Below are 21,023 nucleotides of genomic sequence, written 5' to 3'. Positions count from 1 at the left end.
AGTATTATGTGGAAAAAGGTCATGTCCCGTTCCTGGCTCACCAGCCGATTGAACACCCTCCTCATCCTGCGTGAAATACACTTCCAGTTCGTTCATCCGTTCAAAGTCAAACCGCACACTGCCAAGACTACCGTTAATCTCGAATGAATTTGTGCTCCGGTGTCCGGCCGCAAACCGTGTGGCCTCGAAGCTGCCTAGCGCACCTCCGGCGAAACGTGCCAGGAACAGCGTGGCATCATCGACCTTTACTTCCCCCATCGGCGCATTCGCCCCGGCGCTGCCCTTGGCGCTCAATCCGGTCATCTCCAAAGCCAGCGGGCGCTGCTTGATGAACGTCTCGCTCATGCCGATCACTTCATGGAACTCGCCGACCAGGAAACGGGCGAGATCAATCAGATGGGCGCCAAGATCACCATGAGAGCCAGAACCGGCCACTTCCTTTTGCAACCGCCAGACCAGCGGGAAGGACGGGTCCATGATCCAGTCCTGAAGGAAAAAGGCTCGGAAGTGATAGATTTTGCCTAGGCGACCGCTCTCGACTAGCTGCTTCGCCAGCTGGACAGCCGGGGAGAAGCGGTAATTGAAGCCGATCATATGGCTGACGCCCGCCTCCTCCGCTGCCTGCAGCATGTCACGGGAATCCGCCAGCGAGAGTGCAAGCGGCTTCTCACAGAACAGATGCTTGCCGTGGAGGGCAGCCTCAACGACAATTTCCTTATGAACATCACTTGGTGCGTTGATATCAATAAGATCAATATCGTTACGTTTCACCAGATCACGCCAATCGGTAACACTCTCGCTCCAGCCGAACTGGCGAGCGGCCGCCTGAACCCCCTGTTCGTTGCGTCCACAGATGACGGACATCTCCGGCTGCAGCGGGGCACTTGGGAAGAACATGGGCAGACTGCGGTAAGCGTTGCTGTGCGCCTTGCCCATAAATTTATAGCCAACCATTCCGATACGAAGACGATTAGACATGTCGATACCCTCCTGTTGGATCTGAGTTCCAACCCATTGTTGACGGTGCGGTTATTGACGAATGGATGACGCCCTGATAATCAGCTCCGTGGACAAAAGCTCTCTTATCGAGGCGCACCCGGTCAGCGCCAGGGCTGGAATTCGGTCCTGAGAATCCGGTATAAGCTTCGAAGCGGCAAGCTCCCCCATCGCATAAAAGGGAACACGAACACTGCTCAGCGGCGGAACGGCCATCTCGGCGGTATCCGAATCGTCATAGCCTACGAACGCCGGGAACCGGTCTACTCCCAGTCCGCGCTCGCGCAGACCCTGCATCACTCCGATCGCCATCCGGTCATTCGCTGCAAATACGGCATCAATATCATTTAGCCTGCCTGCGATTGTAGCCGATGCTTCGAGCCCGCTTCGACGGCTGTAATTGCCCTCCAGAAGCAGCTCGTGATCATATTCAATACCCGCCTCCTGAAGCGCGGTGCGGTACCCCTTCAATCGTTCAGTACTGTTGGAATAGATATCCGGGCCGTTGAGAAAGGCAATCCGCTTGCACCCCTGCTCAATGAGGTGACTAACAGCCGTCCGGCTTCCCTCCACATGGTCTGCATCCACTTCACAGAACGACTGTCCTGTAAAATGATGATTCATGACGCAGAACGGACGACCTTCTTCCTGAAGTCTCTTAAGCGCTTCCAATTCATCTTGGTCATCCCTGGCTCCAAGAATGATACAGGCATCGACCTTTTGCTGGCGGAAAAGACCGCTGTAATCCATCCCTTCCCCTGGCTTCCGGAACAATAGTAGCAGATCGTGCCCGCTATCCCTGGCCTTGCTTCCGATGCCACTCAGCATCTCGGAAAAAAAATAGGCTGAGAACAGATGCGCCTTTGGTACATAAGGCATAACCACACCAAGATGACCACTCTTGCTTCGGGCAAAGTTGCGGGCAAGCGCACTGGGAACATATCCAAGCTGATTGGCGGCATCCAGAACCCTTCTCCGCGTCTCTTCCTTGATGGGACCGGCCGCGTTCAATACCCGCGACACCTTCGCTTCAGACACGCCGGCGAACTCTGCTACTTCCTTGCGCGATGCGATATTGCCCACCTCCAGTTATTCAATGTACGCGCGTACATTTCTCATGCAGTCATCCCTCTGTCAATCCCAAAGTTATCCGTTAACCATCTCTCGTTCTTTTTTGTACTGCTTTTGACCTTAACGTGATCGTATTTCTTTTCCCATTTTTATTTCTCCTTGTTTTAAGCACAAAAACAAGAGAACGCAAAAAAATATTCATACCCTGTAAAATTTTTTTGCATTCTCATTTGTAACGATAGTTTTAAAAATATAGTTTTTTCCATCTTAATCCATTTCTGTATTTTACATCAGCTTTGTGGATGTTCAGCTCTTTCTATCTTCTTTGGTAATCAGAGAGCTGTAGGCTGGAATCATGACTGTTCCTTTCTTCACCTTCACATCCTTCGAGGTAGAAAAGACCACTTTCCACTTGCCCTTATCCGAATCTTTAATCTGCAGGGTAACCGACTCTCCGGACAGGTTATGAAATACATATAATGTTTCTTTGCCTGAAGTGCGTTTATATGCGGTTACGCTGGCAGTTCCTGTTTGGATCGTTTCCAGACTGTCGCTGCGGAGAGCTTCATGTTCTTCCCTCAGACGGATGAGCTTGCGGTAGCTTTCCAGTAGGGAATCATCGTTCCGCAGCTGCGCTTCAACCGATACCTCGCCTGTGTTGTATTTGGGTTTCTCCCACGTCGTTTGACCGGGGCCATCTCCCTTGTACCAGCGCATAGGCTCTCGTAAATACTCATCAGGCTTTTCACCCTTCATCCCGATTTCTTCCCCGTAATAAAGGAACGGCTGCCCTGGCAACGTCAAAAGAATCGAAGCGGCCAGCTTGGCTTTTCGCACATCCCCGCCCAGTTCGCTCATGACACGGGTCTGATCATGGTTGCTCAGGAATGGAGCATCGAGTGTCGCCTTATTGTACGATTTGTACAATTTCAGCGTTTTCTCGGCGAATGTCGCAATCCCCTGATCCCGACCATTTTTTATGGAATTCAACATCGTTCCGCCCAGGTCAAAATTAAAGAGGGAGTGAAGCGGTCCGAAGTAAGGAGCTATCGTCTCCGGTTTGTCCCATACCTCCCCTGCGAGATATACATTTGGATTTACCTTCTCCATCTCGGAGCGGAACTCATTCCACCAGGCGATGTTTTTATCGGCCCCCTCCTTTGTCTGTCCTTTAAAAATATGCATCGCTGCGTCAAGCCGGAACCCGTCTGCACCCTGCTGCAGCCAATACTTGCCGACCTTGATCATTTCTTCACGAACCTCGGGATTGTCAAAGTTCAAATCCGGCATTCCTGACCAGAATGTTCCGTAGAAATACCCTTCACCATTCGGATTCTTATGCCATACCTGTTGTCCCCATGAGCCTTTTTCATCTAGATCAGTGTTCTTATCTGCCCACACGTAATAGTCGCGATATTTGCTTTGCGGGTTGGCGCTGGCCTCCTTGAACCAAGGATGATCGCTGCTCGAATGATTGATAACAAGATCCATGATCACCTTGATGCCTTTTCGGTGCGCTTCTTTCATCAAGGTGCGGAAATCATTCAGATTTCCATACTGAGGATCCACTTGATAGTAGTCGGTTACATCGTATTTATGGTAGCTTGGGGACGGATTGAGTGGCATGAGCCAGAGACCGCTGATCTGTAGATCCTGACCCGAGCTTGGCTTGCCGTCGTTTAGGTAATCAAGCTTTTGTGTAATCCCTTTCAAGTCACCATGCCCGTCTCCATTCGAATCATAAAAAGAATTAATATAAATTTCATAAAACACGCCGCTTCCAGTAGAAACTGGAGGCTTATGCCCGTTCATTTCCTGCTCGGCCATTGCACCTGAAGCGAACATCATGAGCATAGGCACCGTTAACATGGCGGTGGACAATTTTCTTAAGCGTTTGTTGCGTGTCAAAACATATCAACTCCTTTAATCGTTATGGATGCGTCTCCATTATAAAGAGAAAAAATCCAAAAAAGGAGGATGTTATTATCTGTTTTGGTGGAAAATATCGATCTTTTTGTTATATTTTTGTTCAGATCCGCTAAATCGTTCTTTGAATCACGCTTTTGGTTGCTGCTGCCTCAAAAATCGTCTCAATCAACACCAGCACACGGTGTACTTCTTCGCTTTTGATCGCAAGTTCGGCTTTTCCTTCGATAGAGGAGACAAAATTTTCATAAAAGCTTTCTGTTGCAGCAGTTAATTCTTGAATCGGGAACTTAAGGGTGGATTTCTCCGACGGTGGCGCCATCGTTTTTGTCAATCCTTGACCTGCTCGAATCGGTTTGGGTTCCACATAAGCAACATCGGGATTTCGAGTGACGATTTCTCCACTTAAATCCCAATCCCTGATCACTGCGGTCCCTTCGGTTCCTTTAATATACCAACGTGGCAGCTTTACGTAATTGGTCGTCCCCACTTCAATGACTGCTGTCAGACCGTCCTTGAACTCAATAAAGCTGGTAAAGCCGTCATCCACTTCGGTCCCCAAAATATAGCTTAAGGTTGCAGTAACGCTCTCTATTTTGCTATCTGTAATCAGAAGCAACTGGTCCAACAGATGAACTCCCCAATCCAGCAGCATTCCTCCTCCATAAGCCTTTAGTTGCCGCCAATCCCCTGGAATGCCGTTTGCCCCCTGAACCCGTGATTCCAGATGGAAAAGCTCACCCACGTTCTTCTTGCTGATTATATCTTTAATAATCCGGAAATCTTCATCCCATCGGCGGTTCTGGTGAACCGTAAACACGCGATTTTCTTTCTTCGCCACCTCGACAATATCCAGGAAATCCGCGCTCGTTATCGTAACCGGCTTTTCACATATGACATGCTTTCCGGCTTGCAGTGCCTGGATTGCGATTTCTTTATGCACGTCATTAGGCGTTGCTATCAAAACAATATCCACGGCCTGATCGGTCAGAACGGCATCCAGACTGGCGTAGGTTTTATAGCCGGCAGCCGCAGCCAATTCCATACGGTAGTCGACAATATCATACACACCGGCTATGGCAAGTTGCTGAACAGGTTCGATCAATTGAACATGGTAGCTTCCCATGCCTCCATACCCGATAATGACTACATTATATATCCGATTTCCCATTTTCATTTTCCTTTCACTCCTGAATTAGCCCACCAGATATCAAGCGGTTGCTCACGGATCAAAAACGATTGTAGATTGATTGCAATATAATATGCCCATAAATCCGCAAAGCTTTGATTATGACATCGTAGATCTCCCTTCACTTCGTGGATAGCTCTATCATACAAATCTCATGAAAAGCTTTCTTCCTCATTTCTTGCCGTTTTATTCCCGAATATTGTCCTGCGGTATTTCAATGGTGATGTGCCTGTTGCTTCCTTAAAAAGATGATGAAATGTCTTCACGCTGCTGAAACCTGCAGCCTCTGCAACCTCGGTGATCGGATTGTTTTCATTCAGCAAAATCCATTTGGCCTTATTCAGCCTGTATTCATTCAAAAATGATACAAAGGTCATCCCCGTATTCTTCTTAAACAGCCTGGCGAAATAATGGGGACTGAACCCCATATATTCAGCTACATTCCTCAGCGAAATGGTTTCATGAAAATGGCATTCCACATATTCAAAAATACGTTCCAGTTTGTAAAGCATGTCCTTGGATTGTGTTAAGTTTCTTTCAGAGATTGCGGGAAGTCTTGTCACGCTTCTCGGTACTTCCCGCAAAATAAGAGTCAACATCTCAAACAGTTTGGCTTTGATCATATAGGCATAACCTTCTCGGCGGCGGACATTCTCATCATAAATGCTTTGAATCAGCGGCAGCATTTTAGCTGCTGTTTCTTTTGACCATTTCCAACTCGATTGTTCCATCTCCGTAAATATAGATCTAAGAGAGCGCTTCTGATCCCTTAATGTGGATACCTCCTGAAAAAAGCTCAAATCAAATTGAATAACCACCCGTTCGCTGTCAGGAGAAGCCAAGAAATAATGAACATCACCACCATTTATAAATTGTACTTCGCCCTGTTTCATACGTATCGAAATATCGTTAATTCCCAGATCCAAGGTTCCCTGGGTGACATAAATAATTTCAATTTCTTTATGCCAATGAGGATCACATAGCACGTCGCCTTTATTAATAAAACTCCGGAAAGGAAAATGTCTATCAAGCTCCGGAATCTCTAAGTACAAATTCATTTTGGTAGACTCCTTTTGTCGTAAAATTAATTCAAAAAAATTCTCTTCCCAATTCTCTCCCCTTTGAATTGTAAGCGTTTTATATTCTTTTTTCTATCACAATAGTTACAGCTACTATCAAGCAAAAACAATTGGTATTCATAAAAATATGACAATGTTTTTACATTTTTTATATAAATACATATATACTTTTCCATATAAATGGTATAATATAGTAAGAGGACAGCATTCATTAAATATAACTATGGAGGGACAGGCCTTGAAGAGACTATTCGCTTTAAGTTGTGCTTTCTATCTGTTAATCGGCGTCACCAGCGTGCTTCTAGGAGCATTACTGCCGGTTCTGCTGCCTCACTATGGACGGGGATACAGCGATGGCGGATTACTGCTGTTTCTGCAGTTTTTCGGATTCCTTGTCGGCGTTCTCCTCTCCCCTTTGATGGCTCTGCATATCGGTCGCAAGTCGATGCTGTCCATTGCTTTGGTCAGTATCTTAACAGCTTGTGCCATCCTGGGTCTACTTCCCTCATGGACCTGGGTCATCGTAATGACCATCTGGGTTGGCTTCGGCTCAGGTATCATTGAATCGTCCATCGGAGCATTCACGATTGAGTTCACTGAGGAACAGAAAGCCGTGGCCATGTCCAAGCTGGATGTTTATTTTGCACTTGGTGCACTGCTCATTCCGGCAGTAGTAAGCCTGTATATCTGGCTTGGAATGTGGTATCTGACCTTCTACACCATCTCCCTTCTGACGCTTATCATAGCGCTGTTCTGGCTTACAATGCCTGCCTCCTCCTCTTCCCATCTTGCCCAAGCAGATCTCCGAACCTCTGAACGTTCTGTAGAACAAGCCCGGTACTCGGGACAGCACCGTCTGTTGCTGGGCATCTTCATTGTATTCTTCTTTGTATATATGGGTCTTGAACTGGGGCTCATGAACTTCCTGCCCTCTATTCTGATCGAGACGCTGCAGCTTCGGGAATCCGTAGCCTCGCTGGGTGTCAGCCTGCTCTGGATTGCAATGATCATCGGCCGTATGTTCTCAGGAAGGATTGCAGAGTCATCAGGATATATTCCTTTCCTGCTGTGGAGCGTAATCGGAACTTTCTGCTTCTTAGTTGCCATGGTGTTTATAACCAACCAGTTGGCTACATATCTTCTGGTTTTTGGTGCAGGGTTATTCATGTCCGGTCTCTTCTGTATCGCGCTTGTCTATGCGAACATGCTAATGCCCGGAATGACCGAGCGAACCACCAGCATTCTAATTGCTTCGGGCGGAATTGGCGGTTCGGTGCTTCAATATGTAATAGGCTGGAGCATGAGCGAATGGCCGGTGACTGCTACCCTCTGGATTCTTGGGGCTTTTAGTCTAATTCTACTGCTTGCGGTTATTCTTTCACATCTGTGGAATGGCAGGAGCAGCCGGGTAGTTGAATCCCTTGGTCATCAGGGCAAGGAAGGATGAGATCATTTTATCTTGGGGGAGGTGAGGCCTGCCGCGTCATACTGCAACAAAGGCTGAGATCGCTTTGTTATTGGGGGAGGTGATGTCTGCTGCGTTTCGCTGCAACAGGGGCTGTACTTTTAAAGATGTACTTATATGAGAAATGTATATCTGATATGGAGGGAAAGTATTGTGCAAACCTTAACCAAAGAACGCTTCAGATACGGAAAGGGCATTACTCTGATTGACGATTCAGGTAAGGAGTATTTGGATGGTGTATCCGGCACCTTCAACCTGTCGCTCGGTTATAATCACCCTCATGTCGTTACCAAAGTACAGGAACAAGTCGCCAATCTTGCCCATATGTCCTCATCCTTTACCGAGCCTTACGTCGAGGAGGTCCTGGATCATTTGATCCAGTATACGCCGAACGGCATCGACGCGGGATGGATGAGAGATATTACCGGCTCCACGGCGAACGAATGTGCTGTGAAGCTCGCCCAGAAATATACCGGAGAACTGGATATAATCAGCCTGTATCTTTCTCATCATGGGCAGACCCAGTTTGCAACAGGCATATCCGGTAACGCCTTCCGGCGGAGGAAATTTCCCAACTCGGCTGCAGCAAACTCCCTCCATGTGCCTGCTCCCTACTGCTATCGCTGCCCGTTTAATTCTTCACCTGACAAATGTGGACATCAATGCGTCGAAGCCATATCGGATGCCATTGAATATGCAAGCTCAGGCTCTGTGGCTTGCATGATTATTGAACCCATCCTAGGCAATGGAGGCAATATCATCCCTCCTCCGGGATATTTCAAGCGTCTCCGTCAGTTGTGCAACGAGTACGGGCTGATTCTGATCGCTGACGAGGTACAGACAGGGATTGGGCGGACAGGCTACATGTTCGCAAGTGAGCTGTTTGATATCCAGCCGGATATCATTACCCTCGCCAAGGGTCTGGGCGGCATCGGTGTTCCGGTTGCAGCAGTACTGATGCAGTCTCGTCTCAATGTTCTGGAGAAACACGAGCACTCATTCACCTCGGGCAGCAATCTGATCTCAGTCACGGCAGCCAAATCCACGCTGGAGGTTGTGTCCGAGCCTGGTTTTCTGGAAGCCGTTCGCTCGAAAGGAAGCCTGCTCGGGACCCTGCTGACAGAGTTGGCCGACAAGCATGACTGCATCGGGGAGGCTCGCGGCGTCGGACTGATGTGGGGATTGGAGATTGTCGACAAGGATGATGCCCCGGACGCAATCAAGTGCAATGGGATTATCGACCGAGCTTTTGCAGAACAACAGCTGATTCTCAGAGGTTCCCGTTATGGTTACGGCAATGTGGTCAAAGTGAGACCTTCTCTCACAGTTACGGAAGACGAGATTGTCGAAATTGTCAAGCGGCTTGACGCCGTTTTGGCCACCCTTCACTAACTATCTGCCGAACAGGCAAAAGGAGGACTATTCATGCTTGCACTGGTATACAAATCAGCCTGGGATGTGGCTCTTGAGGAAAGACCCGTCCCGGAAATTACCAAGGATAACCATGTTCTCGTCCGGATTCGGGCGACAGGTGTATGCGGTACGGATCTAGGCATCATCAGCGGCAAATATCATGCCGTGCCATCCACTATCCTGGGCCACGAATCAGCGGGGGAAGTGATCGCTGTAGGATCAGCCGTCAGTTCAATGAAGCCTGGGGACCGGGTGGTGATTGATCCGACGTACTACTGCGGTCAATGCGATATGTGCCGGACAGGAAGACAGAACCATTGTACACATAAATCCGTAACGGAGACTGGAGTTAGCGCCGACGGCACGTTCACTGATTATTATGTGACCGAGGATCGGTTTCTCTACAAGCTGAAGGATCATATCAGCTACGAAGAAGCGACACTGACCGAACCGCTGAGCTGCATGCTAACCGGAATCAACCAGATTCACCTGCTGCCAAACTTTACAACCGTCATTTTGGGCGCAGGACCGATTGGGATTCTGTACAGTTATGCTCTTGCTTCCAAAGGCGTAACTGGCTGCCTTGTTGACATCTCGAAGGAGCGGCTCGCCATAGCAGATTCCGTTGCCCCCGAGCGGTGGTCCGTGCACGCCACACTGGAGTCAGCCATTCATGAGCTGGCACCGCTAAAGAATCAGGTAGATATGATTGTAGATACCACAGGCGTAGTTGGCACCCAGGTACTATCCCGCCTTACGAGCGGCGGATATCTGATGCTGGTGGGACTAAGAGACGGGACAAGCTCGTTTAATCCGAAGGAGGTAGTTGACCGTAGCCTTAAAATCATCGGTTCGATTGACTCCCTGGGCACGTTCTCCACTGCTCATTACCTGATTGAGCAGCAAATCGTTCCTGCCAAAAAAATCATTACCCACTCCTATCCGCTGGAAGACTACCAGGAGGCCTTTTTAACCCTCGGATGCAATATCAACGAGCGGACACTTCAGCCTTCTTCACAGGCGATCAAGGTTGTGCTGCAATCGAACGGCTCCGGTAACTAATCCGGGTACTAACAAGGGGGATATTGGACATGACAACCATTCATCATGATGCACAGCCGAATAACGAATCCGTAAGAAGCCCATCAGCATCCGTTCCGATCAAGGCAGTCATTTTCGACATGGACGGGGTGCTGGTAGACAGCGAACCGATTTATTTTGAGATCGAGCGCAGTTCCTTTGCCCATTTCGGTGCGCCCATGACGGAAGAAGAGCACCACACCTATGTGGGAGTGACACTCGAATCCATGTGGCGTCAAGTACTGGACAGACATCGTCTCACCAATTCGGTGGAAGAGGTGCTGTCCTATCACCGGAAAAATGTGATGCAGACGATGATTGCACACGAAGGCCTTGTGGCGATCGACGGACTTGAGCGGTGGCTGGACTGGCTGCAGGAGAATGGGATTCCGGTCGCGGTGGCCTCTTCCTCTCCGCGGACACTGATTGATCTCATCATGGATAAGACAGGGCTTGGCCGTTACTTCAATATTCGAATCACTGGAGAAGAAGTGTCGCAGGGTAAGCCGGCCCCGGATATTTTCCTACATGCCGCCGAGCAGCTTGGTATTGCCCCGGCCCATTGCATCGTTATTGAGGATTCACGGAACGGTGTCCAGGCAGCCAAGAGTGCGGGCATGCGCTGTATCGGCTTCCATAACCCGGGCTCGGGCCAGCAGGACCTGTCCAGAGCCGATCGCCGAATTATCAGCTATGACGACCTGTGGGCGATTAAAGAGGGCCTGCCATTCGAGGAGCAGCTGCCTGCCAAAAACAAGAGTCGAAATGTTCCAGATGGCATATCCCCTTTATAATCATATGGAATCGTCCAATCTTTAATATGTTTGAGGGCAATAAATAATGCCCCTTGGAATACACACTGGAGAATATCATTTATCCTGCCCTGTGTGTACTCTAAGGGGCGTGCTTTACATCGAATTGGTCTGACTGAATCGAATACGTTCCTCAGTTGATTCCTCAGCTTAGAAAAAGGCTTGGGTCACGACTTCACGCTAAATACGACCAACGTTATATAGATGATTCACAATCTCTTCGAGAGTTTTATCATCATTCTCCTCCTATTTCAAAGATTTATGACCCTCTCCTATACTCGGAATCTTCATAATTTTTATCTTTATTCCCTTTATGTTTAATATTAAACCTCAAACTTAGTTATCTTAGAAATTGTTTCATGGTAGCCTTCTAATACATCATTTATGATATCTTTTACACTCTTAATCTCAGTTATTAGTGGTACTATTTGCCCCACCATAACAGCGCCCTTCTCTTCAACGTCGCCCTCCAGCATTGCCTTTTTTAAAGAACTTTCAGCAACTTCTTTTAGTTTTACTGCGGCCTCTCTTTTGCTATATTTGTTTTCAATTTCAGTCATTTCCACCGAAAGCTTGTTCTTCAATTGTCTGCATGGCTCATCAGTAGAATACCCTGTTATGACAGTCTCCATATCACCAGCTTTTAACATGGCATCTTTTACATTTGCATGTACTACTGTTTCCTCTGCGCACATAAAAATGGTTCCCATTTCAATGCCATCAGCACCAAGAGCGATAGCTGCTGCCATTCCTCTTCCATCTGCAATACCACCAGAGGCGATCACTGGTACAGATAAGCAGTTCGCTGCTTGTGGAACAAGAACCGTTGTTGCTTCATAAGTAGTATGTCCGCCACCTTCCCAGCCTTTTACAATAACTGCATCTGTACCAGCCTTCTCCGCAGTAATGGCATCTTGAATTGTACTTGCTTTAACGATTACCTTTATTCCTAATTCATGCCATATAGAAAAGTATTTTTGGGATAACTCTAAATCAAGGCCCACGAGCGTATCTGCATAAATGACTGGTGGCTTTTCCTCTGAAGCAACTTTTGTTACATGATCTAATAATTCAGAAGTCATAATTACATTGATTGCAAAGGGTTTATTCGTCATATTTCTTGTAGCAATAATCTGGTCCCTTATAAAATCTAATGGAGCAAATCCTACTCCTAATACACCAAGACCTCCACTTTCAGAAACCGCTGCAACTAATGGTGCTGTTGAAACCCAAGCCATAGGTCCTTGAATAATTGGTTTTTCAATCCCTAAAACTTTACATAACCGATTGTTTGACATGAAATATTCTCCTTTTCATACTATGTTTTTCTTTTTTGGCGTTAGAGTGTCGACAGTATCTTGTGATCAACGTGGATACCATTTTAAACAAAATACTTTTTATATTAAGATTATAATAAAGAAAAAAGGCCCAGAATATCAGTAAGCTTTACCCTGAATGTTGCTTAAACAACAGTTCCAATAGCTTTTGTTGTTTTCAAATAAATGAATACTAATTAAATGAATGAATTGGAGTGTGACAAATATTGAATGAGATAACAGACTTACGTGTTGTGAAAACACTCGAAAATATAAAACATGGGTTTACTAAATGTATTAGTCAAAAAACCTTCTCATCTATTTCCGTAAAAGATATTACTACTGCGGCGAGAATTAATCGTTCTACACTCTACAAATATTACGAGGATAAATATCAACTAAGAGAATCACTGATAAAATCGACCTTGGAAGAACTTTCAAACAATATCAATCTGGCATCTTTTAATTTGGAAAATAATAAAATGAATGAATCTTTGGAGGCGTTAAGAAAACAACTCCAATTTATGTATGATCATAAAGACTGGTACCTCATATTGTGGAATAAAAATATGGAGTTATATGTCTATGAAGATATGGCACGTATATTTGAAAGGAGAACCGGAGAATGTCTTCGTGAAAATAGCAATGGAACAGAAATTACGAGGAAGGAACTTTCAGAAAAACAGGAGCTATTAACTCGCTTGTTTGCATCATCTGCAATGACAACGGTTAAATGGTGGTATGAATATTCACCCAATATGACTCCAAAAGATGTGGCAAATATAATTATGGATAATATCAAATTTGGAATGCATCGTACCTTTTTTCAAGTTACATGAACTGGCTAATACATATAGAGAGGATACCCTTCATCGATGTCGCTACCAACATGGATGGCAACCCGAAACCTGCTGCGTACATCTTTCTTCAATCGGCAGGGGCAATGAGTACGCACAGGCTTAAGGGCCGTTCACAGCAAGCGAATGGAACCGCAATCATTAAGTAAAAGCGGTGACCTCTGTTGGTTTGATGGCTACGATGCGCAATCGACGGGTGTCGGCCATCCATTGACCTCCCTGGTCAAGTTGTGGCTTAACCTTTGCCTCAATGGCGCGATAGATGGATGCTTTGTCGGCGGAGGTGACGTCCGAGAAGAAATAATCAGCAAACTTGTCCAGCCAGTCCCGCAGCCCAGTGTCTGCCTTGAGCGGAGTGGGTCTGTCGAAGTGTTGTGCCAACGTGACACGGAAGCCGGTCTGCTCCAGCAGGCTGGCGTATTCCCCAATGGTGGGAAAATACCACGGATTCCGTCCCGCCCATGTATAACCATGCGCCTCTAGCGCCTGCTGCATGGCAGTAGTCAGCATGGCGACATTGCCGTTGCCCGCGAATTCGGCCACGAATCGCCCTCCTTCCCGGAGGGCCAGCCAGATGGAGCGGGCGACAGCTTCAGCATCCTTGATCCAGTGCAAAACTGCATTCGAGAACACAGCGTCAAAGGGGACATCTGTCCGGTAATGACAAGCGTCTTCCACCTGGACATTCAGAAAAGGGTACTTCTGTTTAGCCCGCATCACCATCTCCTCCGACAGGTCGAGACCTGTGGGTATTGCTCCGGCGGCTGCAATCTCGGCGGTCAAGTCCCCATTCCCGCAGCCTACATCCAGGATTCGTTCTCCGGCTCGGGGCTGCAGTAAGGACAAGAGCCCGGGTCCCAGGCCGGCTACTAAATGCAGCCTATCATCATTCGTTCCCGTATTCCAGTGATTGGTAGAGGGTTTGCTGCACATAGTTTCAGTCTCCTTTTACACAAATATTATAAAGACTTTGCAGATACATGTTATCTACAAATAACCAAAGCTTGGCATGGTCCTTTGCAAGCACAAGGACCATGCAGCTTGATCCGTAAGCTCAAGCATTCTAAAGCTAAGGACTTATTTACGGAAATGTATTACAGATCTAATGTATCCATGATAACTATTATACTACCGTGCTGTCAAGAAGCCTTTCGAAGAAGCTGTTTGACTTTTTTGTTAATGATGTTCAATATGACACTGGAATCCCGGTCTATCCATCTGTATTGTAATATGCTTGATCTCGTATTGTTCATTCAACAACCTCTGTGCCTGTTCCATCACAACACTACTGTAGATCGGATCTTGAATGATAATATGGCAACTCAGCAACGGAACATCCGATGATAACGCCCATACATGAAGATCGTGTACTTCAACAACATGCTCAAGATCAAGCAGGGATTGCTTAATTTGATCTGTGTTCATATTCAGCGGCGTACCTTCCATCAAAATATGAATGGAGTCCCGGGTCACCCGATAAGCACTGATGATTACCAGAATCGCGACCAATATACTGGCAATCGGGTCAGCCAAATTCCAGCCAAAGAACATAATCAGCAATGCGGCTACAATCGCACCTACAGAACCTAACAAATCCCCTAATACATGTAGAAAAGCACTGCGAATATTGAGATTTTCAGATGTATCTCCTCTCATTAGAATAAAAGCAGCAGCTACATTGACGAGCAGGCCAAGCACTGCGATGGTCAGCATTCCTGAAGTCATGACCCCAGGTGGGTCAGAAAGCCGTTCGAAAGCTTCCCAGAAAATATAAATCGATATCAGGGCAAGCGCTAAGCCATTGATAAAAGCGGCCAGTACTTCAAAGCGCTTGTAGCCAAACGTCTTTGACTTACTTGCTTGCCGTTGTCCCCAGGTCATCGCCAGATAACTTAACCCCAATGCACCCGCATCACTGAGCATATGCCCCGCATCAGATAACAGTGCCAGGCTATTAGTCAGTAATCCACCAATAAATTCAATGATCATATAACCAGCAATTAGAAAAAATGATAACTTCAAAGCATTTTTGTTCGCTCCATGTCCATGAGAATGCCCGTGGCTATGGGAGTGCCCATGTCCGTGAGCATCTGAATGCTTGCTGCCTTTAGAATGATCGTGTTGATGATGCTGGTTGGAATCATGTTCGCATGTCGTATTATGGTTATGCGGGTGACTCTTCTTATTCATCTACATGCCTCTCTTCTTTGTAAATTTTGGTGATACACATTTCAAATTAATATATGAGCACCTATTCATATATTATAAATGGTCCGAGTGTAATCTGCAAGAATAATATCAAAATGCTAGCTGTAGTCCCTACGAAAAAAGCTTGAGGACTTGCCCTCAAGCTTCACGGAACAACATATACGTTTAATTAATCCTTTCATTAACAGCCAAAGTAACCAACTCCACTACTTACATTAGAGGATTTACATGCAAATCCTGGTCTGCTTCAGTGAAAACCCAGCGGGTAAAGGTAACTTCCAGGCCGTCTCGAGTCGGTGAACAAGTAAAGGGCCCTGCTTGATTACCGGAAGTATACGGGAAACGGGCTACTCGAATGGTTCTCCATCCGTGGTTCTCCGTGCGTGCCCGAATAATCACAGCATCCTTCATAATGGAAGCGCGGATGGTCACCTCTTCCCCCTTCCATTCCGGTACAGCAGTCAAAGACCAGTCGGAATAACCATCCGTTACCACTGCAGACAGCTGAGGAACTCCATCGTTGATTTCAATTCCTGCTTTAATCCACTGCTCTGGTCCCTGATATAATAAAATACCCGCTTGATCATAAAGCTCTGTAAAGGATGTCAGCAGAAACGACACCTCCACTGCGTTGTCCGTTTCCCAATCGGCTAACAGAGCAGCACCATCTTCAAATTCAAAACCGTTTAATGTCTTTTTCCAAAAATCTCTTCCCTTTTCCGGTACAACCTTTAGATGGTTGCCCTCTTGCCGCACTGACAAAGGCTGGTTAATCCACTTGCCTGTCTCCCAATTTATCATGTTTTTGATCACGTGCTAAATCCTCCTTTACCATTCCCTTCCACATCTTGATTGTATCACAAATGACTAGCAATTACGGAGTAAAGGCGACTACCCACGCCCCGATTTTGCACAATCATCACTTGCAATGAGATAGACAGATATTATTCAGATATTAAACCATATTTTACAAAGCTTTTATAAAGTCCGTCTGCCTCAACGTGGTCTGTAATATCATCTGCAATTTCCATCAAACCTGGTTTTGCATTGCCCATAGCAATGCCTACAGCGCAATATTCGAGCATCTCGGCATCGTTCATTCCGTCTCCAATGGCAATCGTCTGTTCCCGAGGTAGACCCAAATAGTTTAGCAAATCAGCAATGGCAATGGCCTTGTGAATGCCAGGAATCATCATTTCCCCGCTGTCCTTACCAAAAATCGGAACGGTGCACTGGATGACCTCAAATTTTCCCTGGAATTCAGCCTTAATGCGTTCAAAGGGGACATCACTTTGCAGAAAGCAAACCTTATTGACATCGTCTTTATATAGATCAGTCTCTCCATATGTCAAACCCGCGATAAATGGGTGAGGGGAACGCTCCATTTTTTCTCTAGCCACAGGGTCGTTCTCAACATCTCCATAGATCCTTCTCTCCAGATGAGGTTTTAAATTCTGGCTGGCATAAAGTGCCGAATTGGACTCCAGATAAAAATCAATCCCATGTGTATTAAAGAAATCCACCATATATCGAACACCCTCAGGTGTGACTTTTTTATGATAAAGAATCTCATCACCGAATTCTACATATCCCCCTCCTGCACCAATGAGACCATCAAATCCGATATCCCAAATGGCATCATAAATTTCAGCTTTCGAACGACCTGTGCACAGATATAGCAGATGACCATTCTCGCGTGCTATTTTGCAGGCTTTTTGTGCCGAATCAGGCACCATGCCGTCATCACCAACAAGTGTTCCGTCTATATCGATAAACACAATTTTCTGAGTAGCTCTATCCATTAGTGTGCTGTCTCCCTTGTTTCAACGAATGATGTATTAATGAGATGGTTGTTGTTACGTTCTACAATTACACTGTAATTTGTGTAACGCATTACATGTCAAGTTTTTTTGATGAAATGAAGCTCTTTCCTCAGGTTTGGAGAAGAAGCTTATATTGTTAAAACAAAAAAGCCGCCGATATGGCGACCTCTTATATGCTTAAAACCTGCTATCCTCATCGGGAAGTGTTAAGTTTAAATATTTGAAATTGACACTGCAACCTGATCCCATCGGTGACTGGGCTACAACACCAGCAATAAACTGAGCAGAATGTTCCATTCCAAAGTAACGGATTAACTTCCAATCCTCACCATCAGGTGAATAATAAAAAGAAATAGTCCCTATAACATTCTTCATGAGCTTTTGCAGGCACGTACCGCGATAAGCGAACTACAGGGACTAGAAAGAGGTACGTTAAAAATTGGTGCTCTACTGACGGTTGTCAATTATTTGCTTCCGCCGACAGTTATTGAGTTTCACCGTAAATATCCTAATATCGAGCTGTCTGTCTTTGGCCTACGAACCGGAGATATATACAACGCGCTGCTTCAAAATGAGCTTGATTTAGGTATCGTAATGTTACCGATGGAGCATGATGGCTTGGAATCGATCCCTCTCTACAAAGAAGACCTTGCCCTTGCGGCCCCTGTCGATCATCCCGTTGCCCAGCAACCTTTTGTAACGCTTGACATCCTCCAGCGAGTTCCTTCCGTCCTATTGCCGGGTACGTATTTCATGAGACAACTGATTAATGAAAAGTGTAGCTCGTATGATTTTACGCCCCAACCGGTACTGGAAATGACAACCATGGAGTCGATCGTCAATATGGTCAGCAAAGGTATTGGCGTCACTATTCTACCGAAGGCATATCTCGATTACATTGACAACCAGCATATTCAAACAATTCTGATTCAGAACCCAGCATTAGCCACACAAATCGGTGTCGTTTACCGAAGAAATAAATATTTAAGCGCGGCCAGCCGTATTTTTATGGAACAATTAATAACTACGATTAAAAATGAGCGTTTTGAGTAATCACTCTTTTAATCGTTAAAAGGCGGAGCTCCGCAAGGGCTTCTTGTTTAAATATCGATTCATATCTGCATCAATACAGCGGTTCTAACTTCTAATCATAGCTTTCGAGGTGGTGGGTTATTGCTCGCAAAAAGGCCGTGATGAAAATTTTCATCACAGCCTCTAGTGTTATACATACAAATCTGATGACTTTCACTATATATTATAAATTCTTCAATACATGACCTTCTGAAAGTATAATATTCTCTAGCTCCATCAGATTTTTTATCTCATAGGTTGGTTGAATTTCAGATGTGTTTGTTTTCTCGGAAGGGTTGAACCAGCAGCTATCAATTCCGTAATTGTTCCCTCCCTGGATATCCGAAGTCAGAGAATCACCGATCATAAGAACCTTACTTTTATCCGAAATAGCCAGCTTGGTAAATGCATAATCAAAAATAGCGGCTTGTGGTTTTTGGCAACCCACTTCCTCGGAAATAATCACCTGTTCAAACACATCACGCAGTGGCGAAAGCTGAATTCGGGAGGTTTGCACCTCTTTGATTCCGTTCGTAATGATCGCCAAGCGACGGTCGGACAGCTTCTCACATATTTCAACCGCTCCGTCAATCAAAAAGGCTCCTTCACCCAAATAACGTAAATAAGCAGCACTGAAGGCATCCGGATTGAAATCCAGCTCATGAACAGAAAACAATCGCTTGAATCTCTCCACTCGCAGATCCGCCGGGCTAATATGTCCTTCCTCTGCTTCCCGCCACAGCGCACTATTGATTTCATCATAGCTGGCCTTATACTCAGTGGCTCCTTCCGGCAAGCCGAATTGGGTAAAAGTGTTCTGTAGTGCATGACGCTCTGCTTTTTTAAAATCAAATAGTGTATCATCCACATCAAACAAAATAACTTCGTATTTCATGATTACCTCCATGCCATTCCCTCATTATATTATCCTTACTATATTATTCAGTTACCGTCCCTTAGAGCTGTTCCAACTGGAAGCATCAAAAACCGGGAGTAAACTAGAAATGTAGTTTGATCTCCCGGTTATTATACAGAACCTGATTGAGGCGTCAAGTCACGGACAGCAGAACCAGAATATTTTCATAATTACCTGACAATACAGTCCATGCTGCAATCGACCTCCTCAATGTTTTTTTTCAGTGAAGAAGTACAGCAGAGATAACAGTGGTAAAGCGCCCCCAAGAAGTGCTGTGAAACTCCAGCCGTTATAGGCATAGGCCCATCCTCCCAAAGAGGAACCAACAGCTCCGCCAATAAAGAATATGGACATGAACAGACCGTTCAGACGACCTCTTGCCTCACTTCCCAATGAATAAATGGCACGTTGTCCAAGCACAAGATTACCTGATACGGCCATATCCAGCGTAATTGCTGATATAAACAGTATCACGAGGGCAACGATCGAATGGTCTTGAAAAAGATAAATCAGCAAAAAGGAAATCGTTGCTATGACCATAGCCAATCCAGTTAACAATCTGGTCAAGCCCTTATCCGCCAGTTTACCGGCAATTGGTGCTGCGACTGCCCCACCCACGCCAACTAAAGCGAACAATGCAATACCCTGCTGAGACATCCCGAAGTCATCCGCCAATCGTAAAGGGACTGTCGTCCAAAAAAGGCTAAAGGAGCCGAATAAACAAGCTTGATAAAAAGCACGACGACGCAGCACAGGTGTTTGTTTGAAAAGAGCTCCCAATGAGAAAATTAATTCACCGTAGTTCATTGTAGGCGTAGGCTTACGCTCCGGAAGAGTGCGCGACAACAGAATCGCCAGCAGTGTGATAACAATGGCTGATAAGGAAAATACAGCCTGCCAGCCCCAAATGCTGGTGATTAAGCTAGCTACCGGCCGGGCAAACATGATTCCGAGCAAAAGTCCGCTCATTACATTCCCTACCACACGCCCACGCTGCTCCTCGGCTGCCAAATAGGTGGCATAAGGTACCAGAATTTGAGCTACCACTGAACCCAGTCCAATAAACAGTGACGCAATCAGAAATAACGCTCCGCCGGGGGCAAATGTTGCTGTCAGCAAAGCACATACCACCACGATTAGAGACACAACCGCCAGACGCCGATTCTCAATGATATCGCTAAGCGGCACAATAAACAGCAATCCTGCAACATAACCGATTTGGGTCAAGGTCACAATTAATCCAGCTACTGCAGAAGAAAGCCCCATCGCGGCACCAATAGGACCGACCAATGTTTGGGCATAATACAAATTGGCAACGATAAGACCGCATGCTGATGCCAATAGGAACATCATCCACTTAGAAATCCCTTTACTCTCATTGAATGAACTTTTTTGCATGATCATCATTCTCCTCTTTTGTTTACGAATGTGCGACAGAATAACATGTTAAACCTTGCCGCATTCCAACAATTATTTACTAAACGTTAAGTTCAGTAATTCGATAAACAAATAATATACTGAACGTATCGTTTTGTAAATAGGTAATTTCAATTTATTTTATTTTCGTTCGAATTTTAGTATACTGAACGTATCGTTTTTATTAGAGGGGAGGATTTTTATGCAACGCAAAAGAGGACGGCCACGGAATGTTGAAACGCACAAGTCTATACTGTCCGCTTCCTATGATTTGTTGCTGGAAAATGGCTTTGGCGCGGTCACTGTAGAAAAAATTGCGGAACGCGCAGGAGTGAGCAAAGCCACGATTTATAAATGGTGGCCTAATAAGGCCGCTGTGGTCATC

At 45.9% G+C, this 21,023-nt stretch carries 17 protein-coding genes and 3 pseudogenes; 7 read left to right on the top strand and 13 right to left on the bottom strand.

Annotated elements, in window-relative coordinates; genetic code table 11:
* Nucleotides 1-48: 48 nt before the first annotated feature.
* From L693_RS0113075 to L693_RS0113055, 5 genes and pseudogenes are all read right to left on the bottom strand, one after another.
* A pseudogene (locus L693_RS0113075) lies at nucleotides 49-978 on the bottom strand (Gfo/Idh/MocA family protein); the annotation flags it as partial.
* A gap of 51 nt (nucleotides 979-1,029) precedes the next feature.
* A complete protein-coding gene (locus tag L693_RS0113070; RefSeq protein ID WP_197029927.1) occupies nucleotides 1,030-2,085 on the bottom strand; it encodes a LacI family DNA-binding transcriptional regulator in 1,056 nt (351 codons plus the stop codon).
* A gap of 288 nt (nucleotides 2,086-2,373) precedes the next feature.
* Nucleotides 2,374-3,975, bottom strand: coding sequence for an alpha-amylase family glycosyl hydrolase (locus L693_RS0113065; protein WP_025717635.1), 1,602 nt, complete (start codon nucleotides 3,973-3,975; stop codon nucleotides 2,374-2,376).
* A gap of 130 nt (nucleotides 3,976-4,105) precedes the next feature.
* A complete protein-coding gene (locus L693_RS0113060; RefSeq protein WP_025717634.1) occupies nucleotides 4,106-5,170 on the bottom strand; it encodes a Gfo/Idh/MocA family oxidoreductase in 1,065 nt (354 codons plus the stop codon).
* Between the two features lie 164 nt (nucleotides 5,171-5,334).
* Complete coding sequence (locus L693_RS0113055; protein ID WP_025717633.1) at nucleotides 5,335-6,240, bottom strand: AraC family transcriptional regulator; 906 nt, start codon at nucleotides 6,238-6,240, stop codon at nucleotides 5,335-5,337.
* A gap of 259 nt (nucleotides 6,241-6,499) precedes the next feature.
* Here L693_RS0113055 and L693_RS0113050 point away from each other — a divergent pair, with 259 nt between their 5' ends.
* The 4 genes from L693_RS0113050 to L693_RS0113035 all read left to right on the top strand — a co-directional run bounded on the left by L693_RS0113050 (nucleotide 6,500) and on the right by L693_RS0113035 (nucleotide 11,013).
* Nucleotides 6,500-7,708, top strand: a complete 1,209-nt coding sequence (locus tag L693_RS0113050) for an MFS transporter (protein ID WP_025717632.1) — start codon at nucleotides 6,500-6,502, stop codon at nucleotides 7,706-7,708.
* Between the two features lie 171 nt (nucleotides 7,709-7,879).
* Nucleotides 7,880-9,118, top strand: coding sequence for an aspartate aminotransferase family protein (locus tag L693_RS0113045; RefSeq protein WP_025717631.1), 1,239 nt, complete (start codon nucleotides 7,880-7,882; stop codon nucleotides 9,116-9,118).
* Nucleotides 9,119-9,151: 33 nt separating this feature from the next.
* Nucleotides 9,152-10,201 (top strand): zinc-dependent alcohol dehydrogenase, encoded by a 1,050-nt coding sequence (locus tag L693_RS0113040; RefSeq protein ID WP_025717630.1) that lies wholly within the window; start codon nucleotides 9,152-9,154, stop codon nucleotides 10,199-10,201.
* A 29-nt stretch (nucleotides 10,202-10,230) separates the two neighbouring features.
* Nucleotides 10,231-11,013 carry an HAD family hydrolase gene (locus L693_RS0113035; protein ID WP_025717629.1) on the top strand — a complete coding sequence of 261 codons (783 nt, stop codon included), beginning with the start codon at nucleotides 10,231-10,233 and terminating at the stop codon, nucleotides 11,011-11,013.
* Between the two features lie 341 nt (nucleotides 11,014-11,354).
* Here L693_RS0113035 and L693_RS0113030 read toward each other — a convergent pair whose 3' ends face one another.
* Entirely contained in the window at nucleotides 11,355-12,329 is a 975-nt protein-coding gene (locus L693_RS0113030) for a nitronate monooxygenase (protein WP_025717628.1), read from the bottom strand.
* Nucleotides 12,330-12,574: 245 nt separating this feature from the next.
* Between L693_RS0113030 and L693_RS0113025 the strand changes: the two genes are divergently transcribed.
* On the top strand, nucleotides 12,575-13,186 hold the full coding sequence (locus tag L693_RS0113025; RefSeq protein ID WP_025717627.1) for a TetR/AcrR family transcriptional regulator C-terminal domain-containing protein: 612 nt from the start codon (nucleotides 12,575-12,577) through the stop codon (nucleotides 13,184-13,186).
* A gap of 159 nt (nucleotides 13,187-13,345) precedes the next feature.
* On the opposite strand, the gene L693_RS0113015 is transcribed toward L693_RS0113025, so the two are convergent.
* From L693_RS0113015 to L693_RS29235, 5 genes and pseudogenes are all read right to left on the bottom strand, one after another.
* The gene (locus L693_RS0113015; protein ID WP_025717626.1) at nucleotides 13,346-14,137 is read right to left on the bottom strand and encodes a class I SAM-dependent methyltransferase; all 792 of its coding nucleotides are present in this window, start codon (nucleotides 14,135-14,137) and stop codon (nucleotides 13,346-13,348) included.
* Between the two features lie 243 nt (nucleotides 14,138-14,380).
* A complete protein-coding gene (locus L693_RS0113010; RefSeq protein ID WP_025717625.1) occupies nucleotides 14,381-15,394 on the bottom strand; it encodes a cation diffusion facilitator family transporter in 1,014 nt (337 codons plus the stop codon).
* A gap of 228 nt (nucleotides 15,395-15,622) precedes the next feature.
* A complete protein-coding gene (locus L693_RS0113005) occupies nucleotides 15,623-16,213 on the bottom strand; it encodes a DUF1349 domain-containing protein (protein ID WP_442950178.1) in 591 nt (196 codons plus the stop codon).
* Between the two features lie 143 nt (nucleotides 16,214-16,356).
* Nucleotides 16,357-17,214: a Cof-type HAD-IIB family hydrolase gene (locus tag L693_RS0113000; protein WP_025717623.1), complete on the bottom strand. Its 858-nt coding sequence runs from the start codon at nucleotides 17,212-17,214 to the stop codon at nucleotides 16,357-16,359.
* Between the two features lie 198 nt (nucleotides 17,215-17,412).
* Nucleotides 17,413-17,589: pseudogene (locus L693_RS29235) on the bottom strand (DUF1349 domain-containing protein); the annotation flags it as partial.
* Nucleotides 17,590-17,595: 6 nt separating this feature from the next.
* Here L693_RS29235 and L693_RS0112995 point away from each other — a divergent pair.
* Nucleotides 17,596-18,288: pseudogene (locus tag L693_RS0112995) on the top strand (LysR family transcriptional regulator substrate-binding protein); the annotation flags it as partial.
* A gap of 202 nt (nucleotides 18,289-18,490) precedes the next feature.
* Here the strand turns inward: L693_RS0112995 and L693_RS0112990 are convergent.
* Nucleotides 18,491-19,201, bottom strand: coding sequence for a YjjG family noncanonical pyrimidine nucleotidase (locus tag L693_RS0112990; protein WP_025717621.1), 711 nt, complete (start codon nucleotides 19,199-19,201; stop codon nucleotides 18,491-18,493).
* A gap of 228 nt (nucleotides 19,202-19,429) precedes the next feature.
* A complete protein-coding gene (locus L693_RS0112985) occupies nucleotides 19,430-20,620 on the bottom strand; it encodes an MFS transporter (RefSeq protein WP_025717620.1) in 1,191 nt (396 codons plus the stop codon).
* 220 nt (nucleotides 20,621-20,840) lie between these two features.
* On the opposite strand from L693_RS0112985, the gene L693_RS28070 reads away from it, so the two are divergent.
* Nucleotides 20,841-21,023 (top strand): TetR/AcrR family transcriptional regulator (locus L693_RS28070; protein WP_155983819.1); only part of this gene is annotated, 183 nt, incomplete at its 3' end.

It is taken from the genome of Paenibacillus sp. 1-18, assembly GCF_000520755.1.
In the GTDB taxonomy this organism is placed as follows: domain Bacteria; phylum Bacillota; class Bacilli; order Paenibacillales; family Paenibacillaceae; genus Paenibacillus; species Paenibacillus brasilensis.
Note: the sequence above shows the minus strand (reverse complement) of the source record. Positions and strands in the feature narration are given on the sequence as shown.